Annotated in this window: 24 protein-coding genes; 18 read left to right on the top strand and 6 right to left on the bottom strand. The window is 38.5% G+C overall.

Going from position 1 to position 26815, the window contains the following annotated elements; genetic code table 11:
* Nucleotides 1-60 precede the first annotated feature (60 nt).
* The 5 genes from ACFWE9_RS08610 to ACFWE9_RS08590 all read left to right on the top strand — a co-directional run bounded on the left by ACFWE9_RS08610 (nucleotide 61) and on the right by ACFWE9_RS08590 (nucleotide 7124).
* Entirely contained in the window at nucleotides 61-1725 is a 1665-nt protein-coding gene (locus ACFWE9_RS08610) for a thiamine pyrophosphate-dependent enzyme (RefSeq protein WP_230157060.1), read from the top strand.
* Nucleotides 1726-1808: 83 nt separating this feature from the next.
* Nucleotides 1809-2984, top strand: coding sequence for a Glu/Leu/Phe/Val family dehydrogenase (locus tag ACFWE9_RS08605; protein WP_230157062.1), 1176 nt, complete (start codon nucleotides 1809-1811; stop codon nucleotides 2982-2984).
* Between the two features lie 93 nt (nucleotides 2985-3077).
* Nucleotides 3078-4505 carry an amino acid permease gene (locus tag ACFWE9_RS08600; RefSeq protein ID WP_377356445.1) on the top strand — a complete coding sequence of 476 codons (1428 nt, stop codon included), beginning with the start codon at nucleotides 3078-3080 and terminating at the stop codon, nucleotides 4503-4505.
* A 75-nt stretch (nucleotides 4506-4580) separates the two neighbouring features.
* Nucleotides 4581-6023, top strand: a complete 1443-nt coding sequence (locus tag ACFWE9_RS08595) for an aldehyde dehydrogenase family protein (RefSeq protein ID WP_230157066.1) — start codon at nucleotides 4581-4583, stop codon at nucleotides 6021-6023.
* A 69-nt stretch (nucleotides 6024-6092) separates the two neighbouring features.
* Entirely contained in the window at nucleotides 6093-7124 is a 1032-nt protein-coding gene (locus ACFWE9_RS08590) for an aromatic ring-hydroxylating oxygenase subunit alpha (protein WP_230157067.1), read from the top strand.
* Between the two features lie 199 nt (nucleotides 7125-7323).
* Here ACFWE9_RS08590 and ACFWE9_RS08585 read toward each other — a convergent pair whose 3' ends face one another.
* Complete coding sequence (locus ACFWE9_RS08585) at nucleotides 7324-7770, bottom strand: DUF5392 family protein (RefSeq protein WP_230157068.1); 447 nt, start codon at nucleotides 7768-7770, stop codon at nucleotides 7324-7326.
* A 169-nt stretch (nucleotides 7771-7939) separates the two neighbouring features.
* Between ACFWE9_RS08585 and ACFWE9_RS08580 the strand changes: the two genes are divergently transcribed.
* From ACFWE9_RS08580 to ACFWE9_RS08570, 3 genes are all read left to right on the top strand, one after another.
* Entirely contained in the window at nucleotides 7940-8068 is a 129-nt protein-coding gene (locus ACFWE9_RS08580) for a hypothetical protein (RefSeq protein WP_290370541.1), read from the top strand.
* Between the two features lie 214 nt (nucleotides 8069-8282).
* Nucleotides 8283-8663 (top strand): endonuclease Q family protein, encoded by a 381-nt coding sequence (locus ACFWE9_RS08575; RefSeq protein WP_230157069.1) that lies wholly within the window; start codon nucleotides 8283-8285, stop codon nucleotides 8661-8663.
* A complete protein-coding gene (locus ACFWE9_RS08570; protein WP_377356442.1) occupies nucleotides 8653-9129 on the top strand; it encodes a hypothetical protein in 477 nt (158 codons plus the stop codon). Before ACFWE9_RS08575 ends, ACFWE9_RS08570 begins: the two co-directional genes overlap by 11 nt.
* 130 nt (nucleotides 9130-9259) lie before the next feature.
* Here the strand turns inward: ACFWE9_RS08570 and ACFWE9_RS08565 are convergent, their stop codons facing one another.
* Together ACFWE9_RS08565 and ACFWE9_RS08560 are read right to left on the bottom strand one after the other, a co-directional pair.
* Nucleotides 9260-9502 carry a hypothetical protein gene (locus tag ACFWE9_RS08565; RefSeq protein WP_230157071.1) on the bottom strand — a complete coding sequence of 81 codons (243 nt, stop codon included), beginning with the start codon at nucleotides 9500-9502 and terminating at the stop codon, nucleotides 9260-9262.
* A 240-nt stretch (nucleotides 9503-9742) separates the two neighbouring features.
* Nucleotides 9743-11047, bottom strand: a complete 1305-nt coding sequence (locus ACFWE9_RS08560; protein WP_230157072.1) for an MFS transporter — start codon at nucleotides 11045-11047, stop codon at nucleotides 9743-9745.
* Between the two features lie 618 nt (nucleotides 11048-11665).
* On the opposite strand from ACFWE9_RS08560, the gene ACFWE9_RS08555 reads away from it, so the two are divergent.
* Together ACFWE9_RS08555 and ACFWE9_RS08550 are read left to right on the top strand one after the other, a co-directional pair.
* The gene (locus ACFWE9_RS08555) at nucleotides 11666-13114 is read left to right on the top strand and encodes a sensor histidine kinase (RefSeq protein ID WP_377356440.1); all 1449 of its coding nucleotides are present in this window, start codon (nucleotides 11666-11668) and stop codon (nucleotides 13112-13114) included.
* Nucleotides 13111-13797, top strand: a complete 687-nt coding sequence (locus ACFWE9_RS08550; RefSeq protein ID WP_377356438.1) for a response regulator transcription factor — start codon at nucleotides 13111-13113, stop codon at nucleotides 13795-13797. The genes ACFWE9_RS08555 and ACFWE9_RS08550 overlap by 4 nt, the downstream gene beginning before the upstream one ends.
* 560 nt (nucleotides 13798-14357) lie before the next feature.
* Here ACFWE9_RS08550 and speB read toward each other — a convergent pair.
* Entirely contained in the window at nucleotides 14358-15317 is a 960-nt protein-coding gene (speB, locus tag ACFWE9_RS08545) for an agmatinase (RefSeq protein WP_230157075.1), read from the bottom strand.
* A 419-nt stretch (nucleotides 15318-15736) separates the two neighbouring features.
* Between speB and ACFWE9_RS08540 the strand changes: the two genes are divergently transcribed.
* From ACFWE9_RS08540 to ACFWE9_RS08520, 5 genes are all read left to right on the top strand, one after another.
* Nucleotides 15737-17083: an APC family permease gene (locus tag ACFWE9_RS08540; protein ID WP_377356436.1), complete on the top strand. Its 1347-nt coding sequence runs from the start codon at nucleotides 15737-15739 to the stop codon at nucleotides 17081-17083.
* A 213-nt stretch (nucleotides 17084-17296) separates the two neighbouring features.
* A complete protein-coding gene (locus ACFWE9_RS08535) occupies nucleotides 17297-18574 on the top strand; it encodes a Glu/Leu/Phe/Val family dehydrogenase (protein ID WP_230157076.1) in 1278 nt (425 codons plus the stop codon).
* Between the two features lie 35 nt (nucleotides 18575-18609).
* Nucleotides 18610-18900 (top strand): SAV0927 family protein, encoded by a 291-nt coding sequence (locus ACFWE9_RS08530; protein WP_230157077.1) that lies wholly within the window; start codon nucleotides 18610-18612, stop codon nucleotides 18898-18900.
* A gap of 16 nt (nucleotides 18901-18916) precedes the next feature.
* Nucleotides 18917-19165, top strand: a complete 249-nt coding sequence (locus ACFWE9_RS08525; protein WP_230157079.1) for a biotin/lipoyl attachment domain-containing protein — start codon at nucleotides 18917-18919, stop codon at nucleotides 19163-19165.
* A gap of 388 nt (nucleotides 19166-19553) precedes the next feature.
* On the top strand, nucleotides 19554-20222 hold the full coding sequence (locus tag ACFWE9_RS08520; protein WP_230157080.1) for a C40 family peptidase: 669 nt from the start codon (nucleotides 19554-19556) through the stop codon (nucleotides 20220-20222).
* Nucleotides 20223-20508: 286 nt separating this feature from the next.
* Here the strand turns inward: ACFWE9_RS08520 and ACFWE9_RS08515 are convergent, their stop codons facing one another.
* On the bottom strand, nucleotides 20509-22002 hold the full coding sequence (locus ACFWE9_RS08515) for a DHA2 family efflux MFS transporter permease subunit (protein WP_230157081.1): 1494 nt from the start codon (nucleotides 22000-22002) through the stop codon (nucleotides 20509-20511).
* 509 nt (nucleotides 22003-22511) lie between these two features.
* Between ACFWE9_RS08515 and ACFWE9_RS08510 the strand changes: the two genes are divergently transcribed.
* Both ACFWE9_RS08510 and ACFWE9_RS08505 read left to right on the top strand, forming a co-directional pair.
* Nucleotides 22512-23717, top strand: a complete 1206-nt coding sequence (locus tag ACFWE9_RS08510) for a styrene monooxygenase/indole monooxygenase family protein (RefSeq protein ID WP_377356470.1) — start codon at nucleotides 22512-22514, stop codon at nucleotides 23715-23717.
* A 154-nt stretch (nucleotides 23718-23871) separates the two neighbouring features.
* Nucleotides 23872-24375, top strand: coding sequence for a DinB family protein (locus tag ACFWE9_RS08505; protein WP_377356433.1), 504 nt, complete (start codon nucleotides 23872-23874; stop codon nucleotides 24373-24375).
* A gap of 289 nt (nucleotides 24376-24664) precedes the next feature.
* Here ACFWE9_RS08505 and ACFWE9_RS08500 read toward each other — a convergent pair whose 3' ends face one another.
* Nucleotides 24665-25177: a DUF3189 family protein gene (locus ACFWE9_RS08500; RefSeq protein ID WP_230157083.1), complete on the bottom strand. Its 513-nt coding sequence runs from the start codon at nucleotides 25175-25177 to the stop codon at nucleotides 24665-24667.
* 404 nt (nucleotides 25178-25581) lie between these two features.
* Here ACFWE9_RS08500 and sigH point away from each other — a divergent pair, with 404 nt between their 5' ends.
* Nucleotides 25582-26232, top strand: coding sequence for an RNA polymerase sporulation sigma factor SigH (sigH, locus tag ACFWE9_RS08495; RefSeq protein WP_230157084.1), 651 nt, complete (start codon nucleotides 25582-25584; stop codon nucleotides 26230-26232).
* The last annotated feature ends 583 nt before the right edge of the window (nucleotides 26233-26815 follow it).

The following is a 26815-nucleotide window of genomic DNA, read 5'->3' as shown; positions in this document are numbered from 1 at the left end:
ATTCATATAAACATAAATTACTAGAACAAAAACACGTTTTTGAAAGCGGGAGGCTTGATTATGAAAGTTAATGGAGGAAGAGCGGTCGTAGAAGTAATGGCTAAAGAAGGGGTAAAAAAAGCTTTTTGTGTACCAGGTGAAAGCTATCTTAGTGTAATGGACGCACTATATCAACATTCTGAAATAGAACTTATTTCTGCCAGGCATGAGGGTGGTGCCTCTTTTATGGCAGAAGGGTATGCGAAGGCTTCTGGTGAGGTAGGAGTTTGCATGGCAACACGTGGAGTGGGTGCGACAAACTTAGCTATCGGTATCCATACTGCTGCTCAAGATTCAACCCCTTTGGTTGCGCTTATTGGGCAGGTTGAACGCCCTTTTAAAGAAAAGGAAGCATTTCAGGAAGTAAATTTGACGGGCTTTTTCAGTCATTTATGTAAATGGACGGTAGAAATCGATCGTGTCGAAAGGATCCCGGAATTATTGCAACGGGCGTTTCATATGGCACGGTCGGGACGTCCGGGCCCTGTATTAGTGTCTTTGCCGCATGACATGTTAGAGGATGAGGCAGAGTTGAGCATCAATCATTCTTATCGCTCGCTTCCTCCTCAACCACATATGGAAGATGTGAAGCAGGCTATAGAGACGTTACGAAACGCGAAGCGCCCCGTATTGATTGCTGGTGGCGGTGTGATTCATGCTAGGTCTAACAGGCTGCTTGTACAGTTTGCCGGGGCAATGAAACTACCTGTTGTAACCGCTTTCCGCCGATTCGACGCGTTTCCGAATTCCCACCCTTGCTATGCAGGATGGCTTGGGTTTGGGACACCTCAATATTTACTTGATGCAATCCGAGACGCAGATGTTGTTTTGGCGTTAGGGACGAGATTCTCTCAAGTAGGAACACAAGATTACACCTTGCTTTCTAAACATACAAAACTGATCCATGTGGATATTTGTCCCGATACTTTTGGTAAAGTGTATGCTCCTTCTCTTGCCATTGAAGCCGATGCCAAGAGTTTCTTAGAACAAGCGGTGCAAGCGCAAGGTTCAGATTCTTCTATTTCAAATGAAGATAATGTAAAAGAATTGCACGATAAATATATGGAATTTTCTGAAACGAAGCCCGACTACACAGAAGATTTCGTGGACATGGACGGATTCATGCATGACATTGCTGCCAGTCTTCCAAAGGATACCATTATTACAAATGATGCAGGCAACTTTTTTGGATGGCTATCGAGATATTATCGCTTTGAACATGAAAATACTTATGTGGGGCCAACATCGGGGGCCATGGGATATGGACTGCCTGCGGCAATAGGGGCAAAACTGGCGCAGCCTCACAAACATGTGGTTTCTTTTTCAGGAGATGGCGGCTTTATGATGACTCTCCAGGAGATTGAAACGGCTGTACGATATAAAATTCCGATCATATCCATTGTTGTGAACAACAATATTTACGGAACAATTCGTGCACATCAAGAAAGGCATTTTCCAAATCGGGTCGTTGGAACGGACTTGTCCAATCCTAATTTTGCCGAATTGGCCCGCTTATTTGGAGCGCATGGTGAAAAGGTTGAAAAAAATAGTGAATTTGCGCCAGCGCTGCAAAGGGCGATTGCTTCAGGGCTTCCGGCTGTTATCGAGGTTACAGTCAATCCAAAGATTCTTTCTGTAGGCCAAGACAAGAAAGAAGTACACGAAAAGCTCGTGTCCAACAAATAGTAGCCGGCATAAATGCTTAGGTATTGTTTGCATTAGAAGGTAGTAGGAACGAATAAAAGGAAGGTTTTGGGGAGGTTTCAAAGATGTTAAAACCATATTTAGTTGTCGAATGGAACGATACGGAAACAGATGCAAAAGGCTGGCTGGTCGTTCATAATTTTGTGAAAGGCTACGCAGGCGGCGGTACGAGAATGCATCCAACGGTTACAAGAGAAGAGGTAGAAAGGTTAGCTGAGGCGATGGCTTATAAGTATGTAGCTTGTGAGTCTGAGACGACTGGCGGTTGTAAAGCGGGAATTGCCTATGATTATAAAGCGCCAGACGCGTATGCAGTATTAAGAAGATTTCTAATTGCGATGATGCCTTATATAGACATCGGGGTATCTTTAGGCAGTGATTTAGGTACCAAATATGACGATGTGCTCAAAATATTTAAAGAATTTGGTATTGATATCCCTCTTACGAAATCAATGAAGCAAAACCCGAATGTTCTGCAAGGGATAAAAGACTTCGATGAACTGTTGACGACAAAAATTGACGGGTTGTTTTTAAACGATGTCGTTACGGGCTACGGTGTAGCATTTTCCGCAGATGAAGCATGGAAATTTAAAAACGGAAAAGATGAAGCGAGAGTTGTCATTCAAGGATTCGGATGTGTAGGAGCAAGCTGCGCATTGAAAATGTGCCAGTTAGGTTATAAAGTGGTTGGAATTTCTGATGCAGCCCTTTTAGTAACGTGTGAAGAAGGATTAGATGTCCAAAAGCTTATTGATCACAAGAATTTGTACGGAGAAATGGATAAAGCATTTTTTGAACCGCATTATGATGTAAGATCGAACACGGAATGGCTCGATATAGATTGCGACATTTTAATTCCGTCCGCACTCGAAGATGTCATCCACAGTTCCAATGCTAATAGCGTAAAAGCAAGCTTGATTGTGGAAGCGGCAAACATTCCCCTTTCTCCTGAGGGGGACGAAATCATAAAACAAAGAGGAATTGATCTTGTCAATGATTTTGTAGCCAATCTGGGGGCGATAAGATTTTATGATGTGATTATTTTCGGACTAGTTAAACCAAACCCACAAGCTGTAGTTGATGATATTGAAAAACTATGTAGAAAAAATACGTATCAATTGTTTACAGAGGCAAAAAACCAAAATAAATCTCAAAGAGAAGTAGCTTATGAAATATTTAAACCAACAATAGGCGACTTGCTAGAATATGGGGAGCCTTCCGAAGCGTTATCTGCACAATGATGTGCTTTGATTTCAGAATAATGGCAACTCTCGTTATCTTGTGTTAATTAAAGGTGTATAGGCCAGGTATTCGATTAGAAACGGAGGGTATTCATGCAAACAGTACCTGAAAATCAGCCAAAAGAATTACAGCGATCAATGAAGAGCAGACATTTATTTATGCTCTCCTTAGGTGGGGTAATTGGAACAGGCCTTTTCCTGGGATCAGGTTATGCAATCGGGGAAGCCGGACCCGCAGGAGCGATTATTGCCTATTTGGTCGGTGGTTTATTAATGTACTTGGCGATGATATGTCTCGGTGAATTATCGGTAGTGATGCCGGTGTCCGGTTCCTTTCAGGTCCATGCAACGAAATTTATTGGACCCGCCACTGGATTTGTCATTGGATGGATTTACTGGCTGAGCTGGGCTCTATACGTAGGCCTGGAATTTGTAGCGGCTGGTTTGCTCATGACTAGATGGTTTCCTGATATACCAGTATGGGTTTGGTGCACGATATTTACCGTCCTTTTGTTCAGTATTAATGCGTTAACAACAAGAAGTTTCGCAGAAACAGAGTACTGGTTCTCAGGGATTAAAGTACTTGCCGTTATTCTGTTCATCATTATCGGTGCGGCAGCGATGTTTGGATTGATTCATATGGATGCAAAGCCTGCTCCGTTTTTTTCTAACTTTATAGGTGATGGACTATTCCCTACAGGGTTCACAGGTGTGTTTGTATCGATGATGACGGTCGTATATGCATTTCAGGGATCAGAAATCATGGGGGTTGCAGCAGGAGAGACGGAAAACCCGCAACAGAGCATTCCGAGAGCGATTCGAAATATCGTAATACGTGTGTTGCTATTTTATGTACTAGCAATCTTTGTCTTGTCGGCTATCGTTCCGTGGCAAGAAGTTGGGGTGATGGAAAGCCCATTTGTTACTGTGTTTGAAATGGTAGGCATCCCTTATGCTGCCGACATTATGAATTTCGTAATTTTGACGGCAGTCCTTTCTGTTGGGAACACGGGTCTGTTTGCATGTACGAGGATCCTTTTCTCCCTTTCTCAAAACGGTATGGCGCATGCTTCATTTGGAAAGCTCAATCGGCGTGGTATACCAATTAACGCCTTACTTATCAGCATGGTCTTTGCCTTGCTGTCGTTACTTACTAGTGTAGTAGCAGAAGAAACGTTATTTGTTGTGTTACTGTCTATAAGCGGGGTTGGAGGATTACTTACTTGGATAGCAATTGCGTTGGCACAGTACAGATTCCGTAAGCAATATATCAGAGAAGGCGGAAAGATTGAAGATCTGAAGTATAGAGTACCTTTCTTCCCATTTGTCCCGATTCTCTGCATTCTTATGTGTCTAGGTATTTTCGTTTTCACCGCTTATGACCCGACACAGCGTAATTCGTTGTATTGGGGATTAGGTTTCGTCGTTGCTAGCTATATATTTTACTATTTTAGATATACGAGAAGGAAAATAGAGGTTCCGGTCTTATCAAATGAACCGCCCAATGATTTCGTTCAATAGAAAATATTGTTCATATGCAGACAAAGTGCAACCATAAAGAAAATCTACCATCAATAGAATGTGGGAGGAAATCGTATGCGTTATTTAAATTATATTAATGGAAAATGGAAAGAACCAACTACTGGGGAGTATAAGGAAAACCTTAGTCCCCATAATGGAGAAAATTTAGGGGAATTTCCATCTAGTGCGGCCGCAGATTTACATGATGCAGTGGCTGCCGCAAAAAATTCATTTCCTGCTTGGAAAAAACTATCGTTTCAGCAAAGGGCTTCATACTTGCAGAAAGCAGCTGATATTTTGAAAAAGAATATGCAGGAAGTAGGTCGGGATTTGATAAAGGAAGAAGGAAAAACATTCTTGGAAGGGATGGGGGAAGCCAATCGAGCTGCTAGCATTCTTGAATATTATGCTGCTGAAGCCCGGCAGCCACTTGGAGAAGTAATTCCTTCAGCGAATGCCAATACATTTTTGTACACAACTCGTACTCCGCTCGGTCCGGTTGGTTTGATTACACCATGGAACTTTCCAATTGCCATCCCTGTGTGGAAACTGGCACCGGCCCTTATTTATGGGAATACAGTCGTAATTAAACCGGCTGACCTTACACCTAAGTCAGTTTATCATGTGATAAAAGCATTGGATGAAGCGGGTCTTCCGGCTGGAGTCATTAATTGTGTATTCGGAAGGGGTTCCGTCATTGGTGCTGAATTAGTGGAACATCCGGATGTGAAGGCTATATCTTTTACCGGTTCGAATCAAGTAGGTCAGCAAATTCAAAAACAAGCCATTGAACATGGGAAGAAAGTGCAAGTGGAAATGGGAGGGAAAAACCCGCTCGTCGTACTAGCTGATGCTGATCTAGATAAAGCAGTGGAAATTGCTGTAGGTGGAGCTTTTAAGTCCACTGGGCAAAAATGCACAGCCACTAGCAGGGTGATTGTCGAAGAAGGAATTTATGAAGCATTCCGTGACCGTCTTGTAGCTCGTACGAAAGAATTAAAAGTGGGCGACCCTCTCAACGAAGAAACATATATTGGTCCGGCTGTATCTAGATCACAACGCGATGGCGTGCTTGAAATGATTGATGTTGGGAAATCAGAAGCAACGCTATTGTGTGGAGGAGAGATTCCGACTGAAGAGGAATTGGCGAACGGTTTTTATGTACGACCGACTATCTTTGAAAATGTTGCTCAACATGCCCGCATTGCACGTGAAGAAATCTTTGGACCAGTCATCGCACTTTTTAAGGCAGAAAATTATGAGGAAGCAGTTAAGATGGCGAATGATACCGAATATGGATTGAGCGCAGCAATTTGCACGAATAATTTAACGGCGGCTCAAAGATTTATTGAGGATGTAGAAGTGGGTCTTGTCCATGTCAATTCGGAAACAGCAGGAACTGAACCGCAAATGCCATTTGGCGGATGTAAAAATTCAAGTGCAGGCAGCCGTGAACAAGGGAAGAGTGCAGTTGAATTCTATACAGAAGTCAAGACAGTCTATATGGATCGGGTATAACTAGAATAAAAATTGTACGAAGCGGTTTTATTGAAAAAAATCAGATAATTATCAGGAGGGACTTTCAATATGTCAATTAAAGAAAATGTACAGTTCAGCCCTACACTACCATATTCAAGTTATGTCGATCCAGAAGTATTTAATGAAGAAAGAAAAAAGATTTTCAGTAAAAATTGGATATTAGTCGGGCATACCAGCCAACTTGAAAAAGTAGGCGATTTCTTGACATTGGATATCGCAGGTGAGCCTATTATCGTTTCTCACGGTACTGATGGTGAACTGCGTGCTTTCTACAATATTTGTCCTCATCGCGGAATGAAAGTAGAAAACTCTGACAAAGGAAATAAAAAAGTTTTACAATGTGGATACCATGGATGGACGTTCAAATTAGATGGAAATGTAAATAGGGCTCCTAATTTTAAAACGAATGAACTGGGAGAACACAGCTGTATGAAATCCATTCGCTTAGAAGTTCAGAATGCTATGGTTTTTGTCAATCTGGACCAAAATGCCGCTTCTCTGGCAGAAGTATATCAGGAATTTTTAGAGGGAATGAAAGAGTATCCCTTCTTTGATTCTCTAAAACTAGTTAGGGAAACTCGGCGTGAAGTTAAAGCTAATTGGAAAGCTGTTGTTGACAACTACCTTGAATGTGATCATTGTTCTATTGCCCATCCTGGCTTTGCAAAATCTTTTGATATATCGAACTTTTGCACAACGACACACGACAAATTCACCTATCAATATATGGCAGCGAGCAAGAATGCTGAAGGTGACCAAGCGCGCTTTTATTGGATTTGGCCAAATATGATGATTAACGTTTATCCAGGAGACGGGAATGTGAACACCATTCAAGTAGTTCCTGTTGATGCAGAGACATCACTAGGTATTTATCGTGATTACTCCCTCAATGAAATCACAACAAAAGAAAAAGAAGAATATTTTAAATTTGTTGATCAAGTAAGGCAGGAAGATTTTGACCTGGTGGAAAAATTGCAAAAAGGATTGAGTTCCCAGGCATTTACAAATGGTATCTTTTCTCCGACCGAACATGCTGCAGTCTATTTTCACGAACTTATTGATAAGAACCTCCAAGACTAATTACTTTTTTGGAAAGGATCTATCGTAAAGTAGTTTTACCTCGTTAAGTAGACAGTTTCAAAGGCTACACAACCAACCCGTTTGAATCGGCAGGTAACCGATTCCAACGGGTTGGGGTGTTTTTTATCTTATATTTTTTTAAGCGCTAATCGTTGGCTGATTCCAACGGGTATAGTAATTTACGAACTTCCTTTTGCATTTATTCCTCGTGTGAGGTTCTGTTCATCCTTTGTTGTTCTTCAGAGAGAAACTCAAAAAAAACATTCATGGCAAAAAGCGGCTGATCATTTACCCTTTTATAGTAATTACTTTTCCTGGCATCTGTTAAATAGTTACTTTTTTTCATTCTTTCCAACATATATTTTTGGCTCATTTTCACTATTTCTTTTTGATTGTGTTTATTTTCTTTTAAGAGAGCAAACCCAACAGCTCCTACCAATGCATAAATTCCAAGAGCAATTTTCGAGATGGGTAATGATTCGCCCTTAAATAAAAGGAAAAAAAGATTAATGATGGAAAAACCTATCATCACAGTTGATAAAAGTCTGTATTTCATATTTTTTTTCAACAAGGGAGATAATTTTGATTGAAGCTGTTCCATTTCGGCTTGCATGAAGCGCGGTATCTTATTTATTTTTATATTCATTGTTTCCTCCTTATTATCTTGCATGCATTCAATAAGTATGGTGCACGATAAAATCACACCTATTTAATGAAACAGGAAAGGAACCTAATAGTATATATCTTATCGTTTTGAAGGGCATTTGTCATTTAATATACTTCAGGTGGGAATTCCGCTAAGAGGAAAAGTGAAAATGAACGTGAAGAAACGAGCAAACGATGAAAAAAAAGCTGTTAATGATGAAAAACCTCTATTCCCTCATGTTGTGGAAATTTTATATGCAGGATTATTACATGATCAAAATATATTAACAAAGCTTTGATTCATCATTTGATAATGGTAAAATAGTATTAAAATGGAAGGTGTTAATATGTGTTTTACCATTATAATTATTGAAGGATAGCCAACTCTCGCCTTTTTTTGTCATAAATACATGACTATCGTAATATTTTGTTCTTTTAAATCGAGTTTTGGTGCAAATCAATATATAATTAGAAAGCGAGATTATAGATACAAAGATTAAGGAGGGACATAGAATGATGGAATGGGCTCTAGTCATTTTATTTGGTGCAGCAGTTTTACTGTTCATTTTGTCGTTTATTAAAAAGGATTCAATGAAAGTGGACAGTCAATTGGAAATGCTTGCTAGCAATTTTGGAGATGAAATGAATGTATTACATGAAAAAATCAGGAACATCGAGATAGATGCTGAAATTACGGTGCAAGAGTCGGGCATACTTGCCATGTCTTCCGAAAAGCGGAACTTGTTGCGTGAAGTACTCGACTTACATAAGCGGGGCTATTCTTTTGAAAGCATCGCGTTGAAAACAAAACAGCCGGAAAATGAAATAGAACGCTTGCTTACTCCTTACATAGTAACGAAGAATGAAAGGAGAAATGTTGCCAATGACATCTAAATCAATGCGCAGCTTTGCAGGGGGTCTTATTGTTGCCGCTGGATTGTGCGGTGCAGTATACTTCTTTGGACCAGGTGAAGCGACCGGCACATCAGAGAAACTATCGGAAGATGATATGAAAGAGTCTCTGGCTTCGAAAGGGTATGTTATTCATTCTGAAAAAGAATGGGAAGATCAGATAGCAGAAGAGCAATCTATTAAAGATAAGGCGGAAGCCGAAAAAGAAACAGAAAAAGAAAAAGAACCAACTGAAAAAATCATCTACCGTACAGTTCTGAAAGTATCTAAAGGCTCGACAAGCATCGATGTAGGCAAAACACTTCAAAAAGCAAAAGTCATCAAGAATGCCAATGAATTTTCTGACGAGGTTGAGAAAAAAGGCAAGGCCAACGGATTACGTCCAGGAACATATGAGGTAGATAGCGAGATGACGACGGATAAAATCATATCCATCATATTTAAATGACCATAAAAAACGACCATCTTTATGATAGTCGTTTTTTTATGCTTTGAACTCCCGTTTAATCATTTTAGGCTTAAGAAAAAACAGCCATGTTGTTTTTGGACTTACCAGTATCGGATTCATAGATAGCTATTTAAGTTCGTTTATTCATTGTGTTTTTAAGTTTACCTATAATAAGCAATAATAAAGGCATGATCAGACCAAAAGTCGATGCAAAGAATAACCAAATATTATTATTGAACTCTCCAGATACCTGGACCGTTGGAAAAATAATGATTGAAAGAAAGATCATAATCATTCCTAAAGCAGTAGTAAACACCGTTCTGGTATAGGTTGTAATGATCCAAATCGTAGCGATAATAGCTTCAATTCGCACGTGGAAATCCCCTACATTAATCTTTTTCGCCAGAGTATAGCTTGGGGCAATATTTCTTGTGGTAGAATCGGGACCATTAACTAATATATCCAGCAATGCAACCCCGGTGCCGAGAAATGCCGCAAGCCACGCATCCTGCTTTGCAATGGAAGCTAAAGGAGAAGGAGTATGAAAATAACGGTTCCAACTGAATACAAAAGGACTAAAATCATCAATTGATGAGATGAAATTTTGAAACTATCAGTCATTCTTATTCACTTTTGTGTTTGGTTTATCAGATGTAGAAAGAGACCAGATAATTACAGGGATAAGTACTAATGGCAGTATACCACCGACAAGAGATAGTGTTGCGTAGCTTGAATTTGCCACAACCATTCCTGAAAGTACCCCAGCTAATGCCCCAGCCAATGCAATTAACACATCTACTTTTCCTTGAGTCTTTGCACGAGAGGAAAGGGGCGTCCCATCAACGATGAGTGTAGTTCCAGTAATCAAGCCAAAGTTCCAGCCAAGACCAAGTAAAGCCAGTGCACCGATGAGACCTGGCATTGAATTGGCAGGTGCCATGGCAGCTAGTGCTCCAGCGGCCAGTAAAGTAAATCCGGAAGCAATTGCCATTACAGTTCTACCCAACTTGTCCACGAGGTAACCAGTCATCAGGGATGGTAGATACATAAAACCGATATGGACGCCAATCACCATACCAACCTGACTTAAATCATGTCCGTGATGTTTCATATGTACAGGTGTCATTGTCATAATAGCAACCATGACAACTTGAGTTAAGATCATTACTGTAGCCCCGACAATAATACCTCGTTTGTTTTTTTTCGTTGTTAAAGCATGTGTACTTAGAAGTTTATTGTCGTCTGCCACCTGTCCCTCAGCAATGGCCTTTGCAATCATGAAAGGGTCTGGACGAAGGAAAACCAAAAGAATAAAACCAGCAAGAATGAAAGCTGCGGCCGCTAAAATAAACGGTCCTGCTAGTGCTGGAATCCCCATCGATAAGGCAAACTCACCCATCACATTAACCGAGTTTGGACCCGCTACAGCCCCAAGTGTTGTTGAAACCATTGCGATGCTGATGGCCGTAGCACGCTGAGTCGAATTGGCTAAATCGGTTCCTGCATAACGAGCCTGTAAATTAGTAGCAGTCCCGGCACCATAGAACAGTAATGAAGCGAAAAGCAGGGGAATACTATTGGTTACTGCCGCCACCACCACACCGATTGCCCCAATCCCACCAGTCATAAAGCCCGTTACGAGACCTAAACGTCGACCATATCGTTGGGAGAGTCGCCCAACGAGTAGCGCCGCCCCAGCGGAACCTAGAGTGAATAGGGCAGTTGGTACTCCAGCAAAACTATCCGTCCCTAACATATCCTGAGCGATTAGTGCTCCGACCGTTACCCCTGCTGCAAGTCCGGCCCCTCCAAAAATTTGTGAAATGACAACAATCATTAACGTCCTACGATACAGCTGGCGTTGTCTTTCATTCGAATCAATGTAACTTTTTATCAAAGGCGACTGACCTTGTGACATGATGCGAACCTCCAATCTAATTGTTTATCATGTTGTAAATAAGCATGAATGATAAAATAGCAACAGCTAATACGTAAATCAACTATAAAGAGATTTTTTTATTTAAACAATAAAAAGGTGAAAATATATTCATCTTTAATAAAAATTTCGCTACCTAAGGATTGAACTGGGCGGCTTTTCTAGGGAAATGAAACTTGAATGAGGGAAAATCCTGTTTGGACAATTTAAACGATTCTAGGCGGCTTGGTGTTTAGGAAGCATGTAAAGCAGGCAGTCGGCTCCATCTAAGACAATGGTGTGGGATGATTCCGGAGTTGAACCAAAAAAAATCTTCTGCCATTAAAATTTAGAGAACCATGCACACTGAATTGTAGTATCGTACGAATGATCGCTGTTTTGAAATTAAATCGATCAGTGTCCGTTAAACAAATGATGTTTAGAGATATTTCATACCTATTTTAGAAAGTTTTAAGATTTGTATGTTACTTTTAAATGGTAAATCCGCATTTAAGAACAAGCTAATGATAGTGTTAACTCAACAAACTGTATAAAAAACAATTATATAGTGCCTAATAAACATTTATAGGAGAGGGAAAAGTAAAAACGGAGTTGATTAATATGTCAATTAAAACGAGGTTTCTGTTGTCTTACGTTGGAGTGGTATTCATCTCTATCGTTTTACTGTTGGTCGCTGGGTTTTTAATTATTTTTACGATTACAGGCGACACAAAATCGATAGAGCATTTTTACAAAAAATCTTATGTCCAAAAACCATTGACTACAGTAGAAGAAAGTGCATTTCTTGATTTAAAGCTCTTGGCTAAAAATAATCCTGCACAGCTTCTAAATGAAGAGCAGTTGAAGAAAATAAATCAGAAGGATATTGGGATTGTCGTTAGAAAAGATACGAAAATTGAATATGCTTCCCCCTCTCTCGATAAACAGGCATTGGTTAAGTCTCTTCCCGGATTTGAAGAAACGAACATCAATACGCGAGATACGATTAAGATCGAAGACTTTTTTTTCACATATGTGAAATTTGATTTTTATTTTTCAGATAAAAGTAAAGGAAGTATTTTTGTACTAAGAAAGGCGAGTTCCTCAGCCGAGTTGGCTCGAGAGTTGTTTCCGATTTTATTTGGTTTGTTGCTATTTTTATTTATTATGATTATTGGGCTGTTAAACTATTTAGTATCACGAAGCATCATCAAGCCGATCTCACTTCTTAAAGAAGGTGCGAAACGAATAAAATCAGGAGATTTAGACTTTGAAATCAATGCTACATCGAATGATGAAATTGGAAAGTTAAATCGGACATTTGATGAAATGAGAATAAAATTAAAAGAGTCTGTTAAAATTCAGCTTCAGTATGAGGAAAATCGGAAAGAACTATTATCCAATATTTCACATGATTTGAAAACACCTATTACTTCAATTATTGGATATGTTGAGGGGATAAAAGACGGTGTAGCAAACACCCCTCAGAAAATGGAAAAGTATTTATCAACTGTATATTTAAAAGCGAAAGATATGGATTCATTGATAGATGAATTGTTCTTATTTTCCAAGCTGGATTTAAAAAAAGAGCCATTCACTTTTGAAACGGTGGAACTTGATAAATATTTGAGAGACTATGTAGAAGAACTTCATATAGATTTATTTCAAAAAGGGATTCAGATTGAACTGTGCCATATGAATAAACCTGTATTCGTGACAGCAGATAGAGAGAAATTAAAACGCGTATTGGCTAATTTGATCAGTAATTGTGTGAAGTATACGAATGAAGAAAAAGCGAGCATTTCCATTACTCTGCATGAAGGGCTCTATGATGTAGTAGTACAAGTGACAGATAACGGACAAGGAATAGAACCTTCTGCATTACCTTTCATTTTTGATCGCTTTTACCGTGCAGAACAATCAAGAAATTCCCTGACAGGTGGAAGTGGCTTAGGACTTGCGATTGCAAAACAAATTATACAAGAGCATAAAGGGGATATTTGGGCTACTAGTGAGATAGGAAAAGGCACAAGTGTCTTCTTTACCTTAATGAAAGGTGAGGAAAAATGAAAAAAATATTACTTATTGAAGATGATGTCAGCATTGCAGAATTGCAGAGAGATTATTTAGAGATTAATGATTTTAGTGTCTATATTCAACATACAGGAGATGCTGGTCTTCAACATGCCCTTCAAAAAAACTATGATTTAATAATACTGGACATCATGCTTCCCGGAGTAAATGGATTTGAGATATGCAAACAAATACGCGCTGTCAAAGACATTCCTATCTTACTTTTGTCCGCCAAAAAGGAAGATATTGATAAAATCCGAGGTCTTGGTTTAGGGGCAGACGATTATATTACAAAGCCATTTAGTCCTAGTGAGCTGGTAGCAAGAGTGAAGGCGCATTTAGCGCGTTATGATCGTCTAGCAGGAAATCAAACCAAAACAAACACAGTTTTTGTTCATGGAATTTCGATAGATAAGTCGGCACGGAAAGTACAAATTAATGGCGAGGAAGTGCCGTTTACTACAAAAGAATTTGATTTGTTACTATTTCTTGTGATGCACCCGAACCAAGTGTTGAGCAAAGAGCAGCTATATGAACGTAATTGGGGGCTGGAGTCAGCTGCGGATGTTTCAACCGTGACCGTTCATATTAGAAAATTACGTGAAAAAATTGAAAGAGAGCCGGCACATCCTAAATTCCTGGAAACCGTTTGGGGTGCCGGATATCGTTTTAATGTTTAATAGTGAGTTTTATGACCCGTCACAATGTGGCGGGTTTTTTTAAAATCATTAATAAAATTTATAAATACGTTTATCTTCTTTTTAGAAAGATTATAGAGGGTGATTAGGAGGTGTTTAGGATTAAGCACGAAAATCATTTTAAGACGGAAAATGTACAGTGGGAGGAGAATTTCAAGGAGCCCCATGAATTATTTGGATCATTCTATTTTAAGGATACTTGGTGTAACTGATCTCCTTTTGGTTAATGCGAATTCGGAGAGAAAATTTCTAACAATTAATAAAAGGGGCGTGTTTATTATGTGGAAGTGGTTGTCATCATAGGGTTGCTTCTTTTGCTTGGACCTGTAATAGCTTCACCGATTTTTTAAACATCACTCAGGGCTGCAGAATATGACCTGAGTTTAACCGCCATGAAAAATCCCCAATCAGAGAGACTAGTAAGACCATTTTATCAAATGTCCTCCTTTTGCCTGTCTACCTGTAGGGGATACTTCCAGCTTATCGATTCGTAAAAAGAAGTTCAAAACATGATGCTCATGAACTTGAGATCATAACTTTCCTTAATTATTTTGGATTGATTTTTCTTGTTCTTTTTTGATTTTCAAGGCTACTAAACTGGCAAAGTCATGAATGATGGTGGCTGCCAATAGTGATGTGATTTGTGTTGGATCATAGGGTGGGAGGACTTCCACCAGGTCGAATCCAATAAAGTTGAATCCTTGCAGGGAACGAATCATCTCTAAGGTTTCAAAACTATTCAGACCGCCGACCTCAAGGGTGCCCGTACCAGGTGCACAGGATGGATCAACAAAATCAATATCAAAGCTCAAGAAACATGGTGTATCACCAATGGTCTTCTTGACTTCCTTCACAACATCCATGAATCCTCTTTCCTTCAGCTGAGGCGTAGTTATCACGTTGTAGCCGAGATCCGTGCTGGAATCTATATCTCCTGGATGATTGAGCGTACCTCTGATTCCTATTTGGAAAACTTTATCCGTTTGGAGCAAACCTTCCTCATATGCACGGATAAACGGAGAACCATGCCAATACTTCTCATCATAATAAGTATCCCATGTATCTGTATGTGAATCAAAATGAAGGAGTGCTACAGGCCCATGTATTTTTGCGGCAGCTCTTAGATTAGCTAAAGTTACTGAATGATCTCCTCCAATTGCTATGGGGATGATTCCGTTTTTCATCAAATCTGACATAGCGGTTTCAATTAACTCATAGCTTCGGTGTATATTATGGGGAATCACCGAAACATCGCCAATATCTATTGCATTACATTCGTCAAACGGGAAAACCTTTTGAATGGGGTGATAAGGAAACAATGTCATCGATGCTTGGCGGACTGCCTGTGGGGCAAACCGTGCTCCTACCCTGAATGAAGCAGCTGTATCAAAAGGCATTCCTACCACTGCCAATTTGGCATTTTCACGTGAAGAAGGTAAGCGCATAAACGATCCGGTCGTACAAAACTCTGGTTTAACATCAGGTGATAAAGGATATTTCATTTTTCTATTCCTCCATTTTCTTATAACTTTTAATAGGCTTAAACATTCATTTTAAATTGAACTCATTTAACTATTATGCAAATACCATGCCAATTCATATTAAGAGATTTACTGCTGATTATTACTAGGTTTCATTTGTAAGGGAGTATGCAGGCGCGAATAATCTATGGAAAATTGAATCGTAATTTTAATAAAAGACCGTAATACTACATTTCCATGAAGCCAGCTAAGGATGTGTCTTATAAGGGAATTTCAACGTATTTTTAGCGTTTATATTTATTGAAATAAACAGCAATCATTTGGCACAGAATTTGCATAAAGGTATACAGTTAAAACTTTTCAAAAGAGGGAGGCATTGAAATTTATCTATTAAGAAATTGAACCTACTATTTGAAAGCGGTTTCAAGGAGGAATGATAGGTGGAAAATGAGGTTACATTGAAAAGAACACTGAAATTATGGCAAATTGTCATGATGGGGCTGGCTTATATGACACCCATGGTCGTTTTTGATACATTTGGCATTGTATCTGGGATTACGGGCGGCCATGTGCCGACTGCTTATATCGTTGCATTGGTGGGGATGCTTTTTACAGCCGCAAGCTATGGAAAACTTGTAAAGGTTTTTCCTGCTGCAGGTTCTGCCTATACTTATACACAAAAGGCCATTAATCGACATTTAGGATTCCTGGTAGGTTGGTCTTCGTTGTTAGACTATCTGTTTTTACCTATGGTAAATGCATTGTTGACCAAAATTTATCTGACAGCATTATTTCCAGAAGTCCCAACATGGCTTTGGGTAGTATTGTTCGTAGCAATTGTCACCATACTCAATCTCCGAAGTGTCAATGTGCTGGCCAACTTTAATGCCCTTTTTGTTTTAATTCAAATTGCCATCATGGCAGTGTTCATCATCCTTGTTGTCAAAGGCTTGCACAATGGAGAAGGTACAGGAGAAGTGTTTACAATAAAGCCTTTCATAAATGGGGATATGGACTATTCAACAATCATAACGGGAGCCACGATCCTTTGTTTTTCCTTTTTGGGATTCGATGCGGTAACGACGCTATCTGAGGAAACGCCGAACCCGAAAAAAACGATTCCAAAAGCGATTTTTTTAACAGCACTTTGGGGTGGAATCATCTTCATTACCGCATCTTTCTTTATTCAGCTCTTTTTTCCGGATATATCCCGTTTTAAGGAACCGGATGCTGCATTACCGGAAATCGCCCTTTATGTAGGCGGGAAGCTATTCCAATCCATTTTTCTTTGTACGACGTTCATTAATACGCTAGCCTCTGGACTAGCATCGCATGCTAGCGTTTCCCGTCTTTTGTATGTTATGGGCCGTGATAAAGTGTTTCCGGAAAAATGGTTTGGATTTATCCATCCTAAGTGGAAAACGCCAGCCATTAATGTTCTCCTGGTTGGAGTCATTTCATTGTCGGCTCTATTCTTCGATTTAGTGACAGCCACGTCACTGATCAACTTTGGTGCATTAATGGCATTTACCTTTGTTAATCTGTCAGTTATCAGCCATTTTATCATCCGGGAAAAGAAGCATCGAACGGTTAAGGGATGTATCAATTACTTGATCATGCCATTAATTGGAGCTATATCAATTGGGATACTCTGGATCAACCTTGAGACAAGCTCACTAATAATGGGATTAGCGTGGTTTATTCTTGGCTTTTGTTATCTATTATATATTACAAAGGCATTCCGGAAAGCTCCGCCCCAATATCAAGTTGAAGAAATTCAGATATAGACAAACGGATAAAAAAACGCATTCCAATAGGATGCGTTTTTTATTTCAACTTCATTTTTTACATATGCAATCCTGAATTGATTATGAATGGATACATATGTCTGGATGAGTTTTGCCTGGCGAACATGAATGCAAAGGGCTATCCATACGGTGTTTTCAAAACTGGCATGAAAGTTGCTTAATCTATTAATAGAATAAAAGTGAGGTGCTAATATGACAGGCAAAACAAAGAGTATTGAAAAACGTCAAATGGATAATCCATTGCAAGAATTTCAGGATATTTTAAAAGAAGCCATTCATGTTTTGGACTATCCAGATCTGGTTTTTGATTTTTTAAAAGCGCCAATGCGTTTTTTGGAAGTCAGTATTCCCATTCAAATGGATAATGGGGAGACAAGGATGTTTCAAGGGTATCGGGCTCAACATAATGATGCAGCCGGTCCAACGAAAGGCGGGATTCGGTTTCACCCGGATGTCACTGCCAATGAAGTCAAGGCATTGGCGGGTTGGATGAGTTTGAAATGCGGGATAACGAATCTTCCATATGGAGGGGCAAAGGGTGGCATTGTCTGTGATCCCCGTCAGATGAGTTCGTTTGAACTAGAGCGATTAAGCAGAGGGTATGTCAGGGCGGTCAGTCAATTAGTGGGACCAACCAAGGATATTCCTGCACCGGATATGTATACAAATTCCCAAATAATGGCCTGGATGTTAGATGAATACGATCACATCAAGGAATTCGATTCACCGGGCTTCATTACAGGTAAGCCACTGACTTTAGGAGGATCGAAGGGCAGGGAAACGGCTACTTCCAAGGGAGTATTATATACGCTTCAAATGGTAAGTGATTTAAAGGGGATTCCTATTGAAGGTATGAGGATAATCATTCAGGGATTCGGGAATGTTGGCAGTTATTTGGCCATGTATTTGCATGAAATGGGAGCTAAGGTTGTAGGGATAGCGGATGAACTTGGGGGTTTATATGACCCTAACGGCTTAGACATTCCTTACCTTTTGGAGAATAGGGACTCTTTTGGGGTCGTATCGAATTTATTCAAAGATTCAATATCCAATCAAGCATTATTGGAAAAAGAGTGTGATGTGCTTATTCCTGCTGCTATTAGTGGAGTGGTGAATAAAGATAATGCCGAACGATTGCAGTGTGAAATCTTAATCGAAGCAGCAAATGGACCGACAACAAAAGAAGCAATCAAAATTCTTGATGGAAAAGGTGTAATGCTAGTCCCGGATATTTTGGCGAATTCAGGAGGCGTGATCGTCTCGTATTTTGAATGGTGCCAAAATAACCAAGGTTATTACTGGACGGAAGAGCTTGTTGATGAACGATTGAAAGAAAAAATAACAGCCAGCTTTTTGAATGTCTATCAAACATCTCAAAAATTTTCCGTGAATATGAAAGTTGCTGCTTATATAGAAGGGATTCGTAAAATAGCAGAAGCATCACGGGATCGAGGATGGGTCAGATTCTGAACTAATTAAAGGCTTACAAGAAAGGAGGCAATCAATTGAATTTTGATATTCTTTCGGAAAATAAAGAAAACCAGGCCATACATCATTATTGCTTATTATCAAGAAATTATAGATATGATGTGACCATTGTATATTCGGCTCAGTTTTACGGTAAAGCAATGGTAACTTCCATTCAAAGCGGAAGAATGATCCTTCTGTGTGCCGATGATATTAATTTAGATCAGTACTGGGCTCCGACCCTTGGCATTGAACAAGAAGATATATCCGAATTTCAAGACTTTCTAAATTTGGTCCTACAATCCCCATTTCATTTTGAACAATATTGAGGAAGGAATGATGTAAATGTATGTTGATGTAATCCTTAGCACTTGTGATGGCAGGGTTGAAAAAATTTCGATATCCAAAAACTCCAGATTCTACGAATGGGAACAGTTATTTCATATTAAGAAAGAAGACGGACGTGTGGAAATCATTGATATTGGCCTCAGCGGTGAGGTCGAATCTTTGGAGGTAATGGAAGGGGAAAAAGTGGTGGCTGGTGAGGTCCTCGCCTATTTTAAAGAAGATTTATTTGTGACGGGGAGCGATTAATATATAGGAAAAGAAGATGAAATGTTTCATCTTCTTTTTTTTGCTTACTTGCTAATCATCCGCCTCATTTTGGTTAAGAATAGAACTTTGAGTGTATGTCCCTAGGACCAGTATGCACACAGTGGACAAAATCAAACAGGAAAATCCACCTATCTATCCACAAAAGACTACTAACATAGCAACTTAGTAGAGATTCATATGCTTATTATTTTCAAGGTGCACTATTGTCACATCATTTTCAGGAGAAAATTGGCGAATTATAGGCATTATGTCATTTTTGCACGTATTCTGCATAAATTTGTAATGATAATGTAAATTTAGGTAAATATATTTGTCATTTAAGGGTGATAAAATAATGAAAAAGACCTAATCGGGGGAAAAATAGAAAATGAAAAAAATTATAGCTTCAGTTGTAGTTACCGGATTGTTATTATCGAATCCATTGGTCAGTAATGCAGCACTAGGAGACCGAACATTAAAAAGTGGAATGACTCATAAAGAAGTAAAACAACTACAAGAGGTTCTAAAGAAAAAAGAATATTTTAAGAGTAATAATACCACTACCTATTTTGGAACGGTTACTAAAAGTGCAGTAGTAAAGTTTCAAAAAAGTAAAGGCTTAAAAGCTGATGGCATTGTAGGGCAGAATACATATAAAGCATTAGGCATAAAAAAGCAGACAGCCATGAACAATTCAAGCAATAAATCTACAGCGATAGTAAAAGAAGCAAAAAAACATTTGAATGTACGGTATGTATGGGGTGGAACTACGCCAAAAGGTTTTGATTGCAGCGGATTCCTAAAATATGTTTTCGAAAAAAGTGCAGATGTCACCTTGCCAAGAACGGTATCGGAAATTTATAAAAAGGGGACAAAGGTGTCCAAACCACAAGTTGGCGATGTGGTCTTTTTTGAAACCTATAAATCCGGTGCCTCACATGCGGGTATTTATATAGGGGGTAATCAATTCATACACAGCTCCTCATCAGGTGTAACCATTACTTCAATGGATAATAGTTATTGGGAAAAAAGATATTTAGGAGCTAAAAGAATGTAATAGTGATAGCAGCCAGTTCCTTTTTTATGAGACTGGCTTTTATTTAGACAATCTAGCAATATGTTATTGCTAATAATAGGATGTTGGAATATACAGAAAGGAAGCAGGAATGGGAGTTTGGAAAAATGGCTGTTCTGAAATTTGGTTATGTATGAATGAGCAGCAGATTACATGAAGGAATTACGGCTAGAATGAAGGGACACTTTTAAAAAGTGTCCCTTATTTTTCAGGTATTTAACTGTCTTCTTGAGGCAAGTTGTTCATGTATTGTTCCTTGGAAACTAGGTCATGTTACATGTTTCTTGGATAGGCGATTTGTGATGGTATCTTCTTGTGGTGAAGTTCGTCGAATGTAAAAAGCCAGGATGAACGCAACTATTGTTAACCATGTAGCGATCATAAATGCATCATCTACCCCCATTACGCTTCCCTGTTTAATGGCCATGGCCATTTGAGTTGTATTTTCTGATGATATGTGCTCTTTAGTTAAAATTCCCTGTACATGTTTCGTACCCTGATTTGTCATTATTGACACAAAGAACGCCATGCCAACAGCACCTGCAACCATTCTCAATGTATTCACCATTGCTGTTCCATATTTATTTAGACTAAGTGCCAATTCGTTTAGTCCAGCTGTGAAGATAGGCATCATCAGTAATGACATACCTAACATTCTTATCGTATATACCCACACCACATAAGAAAAAGAGGTATCTGTTTCAAGCCGCGTTAAAAGATAGGTTGTAATAATAGTAATAGCAAGTCCGCTTACTGCCAGCCATCTTGCGCCAAATCGATCAAATAGCTTTCCTGTTATAGGAGACATGATACCCATTAGGATACCCCCAGGCAATAGCATGAGTCCAGATTCCATAGGTGTAAAGCCACGGATATTTTGCATATAAATTGGCATAATAATCATTCCAGAGAACATGCCCATCGTCGCGATAATGTTGATGATTGTCGTTAATGTGAACATCCGGTAACGGAATATACGAAATTCCAAAATAGGATGCCTTACAGTAAATTGCCTCCATACAAATAACCCTAAACTGATTCCGCCAACAAGGAACATAGTCAGGACTTCGAAGCTGTCCCATCCCTTAGTACCGCCTGTTGCAAATCCGTATAGAACTCCTCCGAATCCGATGGTGGATAGAATGACACCAATTTTATCGAGTTTAGGTCGGCTCGTTTCACCCACCTTTTTAATGATAAAAATGGCAAAAATTAAGTCAAGAAGTGCAAATGGGAAAATGATAAAAAACAGGACTCGCCAGGAATAGTTTTGTACAATCCATCCTGATAACGTAGGTCCAATGGCTGGGGCAAAATTCATTGCGATACCGAATATACCCATTGCAAAACCGCGTCTGTTAGGAGGAAATATAGTGAAAATTACGTTTGTAATCAAAGGGAATAAAATCCCTGCACCTGCAGCTTGAACCACACGTCCGATTAATAAGACAAAGAAGCTGGGGGCAATTCCACATAATAAAGTTCCTAAAGCAAACAGTCCCATCGAAGCAAGATATAATTGTCTCGTATTAAATCGTTCCATTAAGAAAGCTGTAATCGGGATGACAATCCCATTGACCAACAAAAAGATAGTTGTAAGCCAATTAGCTGTTGCAGCTGATATTTCAAAATGATTCATCAATTGAGGCAACGCGATATTGATTAAAGTCTGATTCAAGAAAGCGACCAGAGCACCAGCCAGCATTACCGCAAACATGGGGCCTGTACGAAAAGTAGAGCTTGTTGTTTTGTCGTGATTCATTCTTATGGCACGTCCTTTTGGTTGAGTTAGTACATATTGTTACTTCCTGCTATTTTAAGTTATAGAAACTAAAGCGACTATAATAAGTTAATATTCCCCTCTTTCTTAAAGAAAATCAACCTACCTTTTCCAACAATATACACCAACTTAAGGTATTTACCTAAATCTACGACTTTAAAAAGATATTTTTCTTTTTTAACACCTGCGATTGACCATTTGATCCATTCTGCAGGTATGTTTTAAAGATGACGATGAAGCTCTATGAAATTTACAGAAAATCCAGATATTCCCTTCTTGGTATTATTAAAAGGTGCTTATTTAAATATGGCGCGTAATAAGATTCTGTCACTAAAGAACCATTTACATGAAAATCAGCCTCCCATAAAATAAATGTTAGATACAAATAGTTGGAAATGTTAGCCAAAGCAATTTCACAGGCAGGTTCAGATAATGTAGCTAAGGCATTCGCCCCGATCGCTCGTTTATGTAAAATATATACTATTAAGGGAGTGGGATTGTTGAAAAAGAGACTTTGTATTATTGGTAGTGGTGTAGCGGGTCTGCACCTAGCTTATGCTCTAAAGGACGACTTTGATATCACTGTCATTGAACGTCAATCACCAGATCAGATAAGAAAAGGCCGAATCATGTCCACCCAGGTGCATTTTGGATCAACAAGGACTCGTGAAAAACGTTTTAATATGCCGAAATGGGGAGAACAAACACTTCTTGAAAGCATTCATATTACAATTGGAAATCAAAAACTATTTGTGGGAATGTTGCAAGAACCGGCGTTATCTGTTGATCAACGTTTGTATTACTCTCATTCTATTAAAGATCTTATAGAAAAAAGAGTTTCCTTCCGTTTTGAAAAGGTAGATAAAGAGAATGTGGAAGTACTAATTGATGAGTTCGATTTACTTATTGATTGTACTGGGAAAAATGGACCTCTTTTGCCGTTTCCGATTGAAGAGGCTCTGACTCCTTACCAAACTCCTCAGCGAAAATGTATCGTTGGATATTTCACAGGAATAAGAGCAAACACTCCCCTAGGGGTAAGCGTTACGGTTCTTCCAGGGTTGGGTGAAATGTTTGAAATACCCGCAATAACAGAACACGGTCCTGTGACCATACTATTCATTATGGGCATACCAAACACTGAATTGGATGTATTTAAAGGTATAAAAAATGCAGAAGAGTTTACTCTTAAAATGAGGAGTACAGTTCAACAGTTCTTCCCGGAAATTCATAACCGAATTGATGGAAATAATTTTGCTTTATGTGATGAAAGTAGCTTTCTTCAAACAGCCTTAACACCGGTTATACGAAAGCCGTATCTCATGGTTAATAATAAGTTGGTTGTCGGCTGTGGGGATAGTGTGTTTCTAAACGATCCTATTTCGGGTCAAGGCTGTAATCTTTCTTCTTACTGTGCTGAACAATTGTATGAAACCCTTATTGAATACAAAGATTCTAAGTGGGACGCAGACACAGGGAAGTCTTATTGGAATCGAACGAAACAGTATGTAAAAGAGGTAACGGAATGGACAAATGCCATGACGGAACCATTACCTGAGCATGTTATTCAATTGCTGCTACAGGGTGCTCAGGACCAAGTACAAGCAAACGAAATTGCTGAATGGTTTGCCAATCCGACAAAAGCGTTTGAAGCGTTTTTTTCAGCCACAGCGACGATACATAAAAATAATCAATGACCGGCATTAAGATTAAAAAGTTTAGTTTCATAATGAATCCGTTTATGTACCCCGTTGCTTTATTCACGCAATGCAAGAGTTTAATGAGGCATTTGAAGTGAGGGAACATATGTTTTATAATGTGTTTTGAATATAAAAATATGGGGGGATGTTTATGTATATGACAATTTCAGATTTTATTAAAGAATGGAATAAGGAAGCCATACTGACACAAAGTGTTTTGGATAGCTTGACTGATGATGCATTGGAACAAAAAGTTTATCCTGAAGGTCGGACTTTAGGAAGAATTGCGTGGCATTTCACAACAAATATCCCAGATTATTTAGCACATTTTGGACTTAAAATAGACAGGATTGATAATGGGGAAAGCGTCCCATCTTCTGCAAAAGAAATTGCCATAACTTTTAAAAATGTAAGCTCACACGCGGCTAAAATAATTGAACAACAATGGACAGACGAATCACTAGGACAAATACAAGAAGCGTTTGGAAGACAGGAATCAAATGCTTCAATCCTAATGGGATTAATCAAGCATATTGTTCATCACCGCGGACAAATTACAGTTCTTATGCGTCAGGCAGGAATTAAACCATATGGGGTTTATGGGCCACCAAAAGAAGATTGGGTTCATTTAGGTGTAAAAAATCCACCACTTTAATAAGAGTGTTCTACCAAAAAGGGTAAGCAATGATCTTCAACAAAACGGGCGCTATTGTTGAAAAAATACATCCCAATTTCTCATTTATCGAACTGAGAGATTGGGATGTTTAATAGTGGAATTTCTTTAACGTTGTAAATTCGCGTAATGCTGTCTGAACCCCTAAAAGTACTTAACCCTTTTGGTTATGCTTTTTTATCGATTGCTTCCCATCTAAGCTCGTCAATCATTTATGTGATGGAGCTGAAAATTCCTATGTAGCTAGTCTTATCTAACAGAGATAAACTCTTTACTTATATGTTTCATTTTCTAAAATGATCACTTTTTCCTCGTTTGAGTTTTTCCCTATTTGTTTCGTATTTTCAACCAACCGAAAAATATTATCACAGCATTGCTTGGTTCCTAAAATTAATAATGGTACACCAATCAAATCAATTTTTAATTGTTTTGATAAAAATCCTCCAATTGACATGACGAACGGTACAGTTGGTGATGTATTTGAGAATATTATTTTTTCATGAAATGGATGTTTGCTTTGAAGTAATAAGATTAAATTTTTTAATGCTGGAACAACTAGTTTGGAGGATTTCCGTCCTATAGTATAGACAGAGTCTCCATTTTCATCTATACCATGAAAAATGATTTTCCCTGCATCATCTTTAGATAATTTATTGAAATAGTTCACATTTAATATTTCATCTTTAGTTAGTTTTCGTTCAGATTGGGTAAGTTCTTTTAAATGATAGGCGGCTGCCAGGGCCGTGGTATGTGTCCCACCATAGTCATTATAGATATAAATCATGTTATCATCCTTTATATATATTTTTATCTATGGTTACCATTATGGTCATTTATTCTAGTTCCAATTCAATTATTATCTTTTAGCTCTTACCTCGCAGTTTGTGTCGAATCCATTTTATCGCTAAAGAAATCTCTTATATTTAGCTTGAATGTAAAAAATAACAAAAAAACAATGTTTATGGTCATTGAGTGGGCTGATTATACAGCAAGTGGATTTAGTTATAGGGCAGTATTTTAAAGAGAAGGAATAATAGTAGAAGTTTTGTAGAAAAATGTCGATATTTACGAATATCTTTATCGTCATTTCTAAGATATTATTATATTGTATTGTATGTACTTTAACACTTTTATGTGGCAATGCAACCATAATATCGATGCTCAACTTTAATGAGTGGGGGAAAATAAATGAGTGTAATCATCGAGAAGAAACAAGTGGAAAACTATACTCATATGGAAGATGTAATGTTGGTTGAGAAAATTCAATATGGTGATGAAGATGCACTGGACTATTTAATCAAAAAATACAGATGTGTCGTTCAATCTAATGCTGTGAAGTATTTTTTAACGGGTGGAGATAAGGAAGACGTCTTTCAGGAAGGTATGATTGGATTATATAAGGCGATTCGCGACTACAAGGACTGCAAAAAGTCTTCTTTTAGGTCATTTGCGGAACTGTGCATTACCAGGCAAATCATAACGGCGGTTAAAGCGGCTATCCGCCAAAAGCATTCGCCCTTAAATAATTATGTTTCATTGTATAGGCCTATCTATCAAGGGGAGTCGGAACAAGCCTTAATTGATCTAATCCCTGAACAAAGACAAATCGACCCTGTCACGATTTTAATAAAATCAGAAGAAATGACAGATATAGAGCTAAATTTAGCGGAAGTCCTAAGTGAGTTGGAAAGTAGAGTGGTGGACTTGTATCTGGAAGGTCAAACATATCTAGAAATATCAAAGGAACTGGATATTCAGGTAAAGACGGTCGATAATGCTCTTCAACGGGTAAAAAAGAAGTTGGATCGGTACTTGGAATCAAGGATTTCGGAAGAATAATCACTATAAGCATAATAATGGCAAGATTTTTGTATATTTATTGATTAGTCATTGAAAACATCGAAACGATTTGTGATAAAAGTGAAAGTAAAAATACATACATGTTCTTAAACAAGAATCTTCCGATACACCATTTAACACGCTGAAGGATATTTCCAAAGAATCTTTTGCATTATTTATCCTGAATTACTGTCTAGAAGAAGTGTATGTTTAAATTATTGTCGATTGGATAAGGGATTGATGAAGTTGACAATAGCTTCACGACTTTTAGAAAACAAAAAAGTAATAATTGAGGATAATAAGGTTATTATAATTATTGGAAAATCCTTGTACTTGAGCTACTGATCCTGATTGGCAGCTTTTCTTAATGAACAAACAGGGGCAATAATTCGATAAAGAGCTGTGCAATGAACTGCACCCCAATTGTTAGACAACATCTAACAATTGGAGGTGCAGTTTTTTTGACTAAATATACGATAGACGAAAAATTACATGCAGTTTTAGAGTACTTAGAAGGGAAAAAATCCTATAAATCCATTGCACAAGAAAGAAATGTAGGTTTATCCCCTCTGAAAAGATGGGT

This window comes from Peribacillus sp. NPDC060253 (genome assembly GCF_042727425.1).
Lineage (GTDB): Bacteria > Bacillota > Bacilli > Bacillales > DSM-1321 > Peribacillus.
Note: the sequence above shows the minus strand (reverse complement) of the source record. Positions and strands in the feature narration are given on the sequence as shown.

Excerpts from the sequence above, each read along its gene's own strand:
- ACFWE9_RS08605 (WP_230157062.1), top strand. The coding sequence starts at position 1,809 with ATGTTAAAACCATATTTAGTTGTCGAATGGAACGATACGGAAACAGAT.
- ACFWE9_RS08610 (WP_230157060.1), top strand. The coding sequence starts at position 61 with ATGAAAGTTAATGGAGGAAGAGCGGTCGTAGAAGTAATGGCTAAAGAA.
- ACFWE9_RS08560 (WP_230157072.1), bottom strand. The coding sequence starts at position 11,047 with ATGTCACAAGGTCAGTCGCCTTTGATAAAAAGTTACATTGATTCGAAT.
- ACFWE9_RS08515 (WP_230157081.1), bottom strand. The coding sequence starts at position 22,002 with ATGAATCACGACAAAACAACAAGCTCTACTTTTCGTACAGGCCCCATG.
- ACFWE9_RS08525 (WP_230157079.1), top strand. The coding sequence starts at position 18,917 with ATGTATGTTGATGTAATCCTTAGCACTTGTGATGGCAGGGTTGAAAAA.
- ACFWE9_RS08505 (WP_377356433.1), top strand. The coding sequence starts at position 23,872 with ATGTATATGACAATTTCAGATTTTATTAAAGAATGGAATAAGGAAGCC.
- ACFWE9_RS08600 (WP_377356445.1), top strand. The coding sequence starts at position 3,078 with ATGCAAACAGTACCTGAAAATCAGCCAAAAGAATTACAGCGATCAATG.
- ACFWE9_RS08575 (WP_230157069.1), top strand. The coding sequence starts at position 8,283 with ATGATGGAATGGGCTCTAGTCATTTTATTTGGTGCAGCAGTTTTACTG.
- ACFWE9_RS08500 (WP_230157083.1), bottom strand. The coding sequence starts at position 25,177 with ATGATTTATATCTATAATGACTATGGTGGGACACATACCACGGCCCTG.
- ACFWE9_RS08590 (WP_230157067.1), top strand. The coding sequence starts at position 6,093 with ATGTCAATTAAAGAAAATGTACAGTTCAGCCCTACACTACCATATTCA.
- ACFWE9_RS08520 (WP_230157080.1), top strand. The coding sequence starts at position 19,554 with ATGAAAAAAATTATAGCTTCAGTTGTAGTTACCGGATTGTTATTATCG.
- ACFWE9_RS08535 (WP_230157076.1), top strand. The coding sequence starts at position 17,297 with ATGACAGGCAAAACAAAGAGTATTGAAAAACGTCAAATGGATAATCCA.
- ACFWE9_RS08570 (WP_377356442.1), top strand. The coding sequence starts at position 8,653 with ATGACATCTAAATCAATGCGCAGCTTTGCAGGGGGTCTTATTGTTGCC.
- ACFWE9_RS08580 (WP_290370541.1), top strand. The coding sequence starts at position 7,940 with ATGAACGTGAAGAAACGAGCAAACGATGAAAAAAAAGCTGTTAATGAT.
- ACFWE9_RS08585 (WP_230157068.1), bottom strand. The coding sequence starts at position 7,770 with ATGAATATAAAAATAAATAAGATACCGCGCTTCATGCAAGCCGAAATG.
- speB (WP_230157075.1), bottom strand. The coding sequence starts at position 15,317 with ATGAAATATCCTTTATCACCTGATGTTAAACCAGAGTTTTGTACGACC.
- ACFWE9_RS08555 (WP_377356440.1), top strand. The coding sequence starts at position 11,666 with ATGTCAATTAAAACGAGGTTTCTGTTGTCTTACGTTGGAGTGGTATTC.
- ACFWE9_RS08595 (WP_230157066.1), top strand. The coding sequence starts at position 4,581 with ATGCGTTATTTAAATTATATTAATGGAAAATGGAAAGAACCAACTACT.
- ACFWE9_RS08550 (WP_377356438.1), top strand. The coding sequence starts at position 13,111 with ATGAAAAAAATATTACTTATTGAAGATGATGTCAGCATTGCAGAATTG.
- sigH (WP_230157084.1), top strand. The coding sequence starts at position 25,582 with ATGAGTGTAATCATCGAGAAGAAACAAGTGGAAAACTATACTCATATG.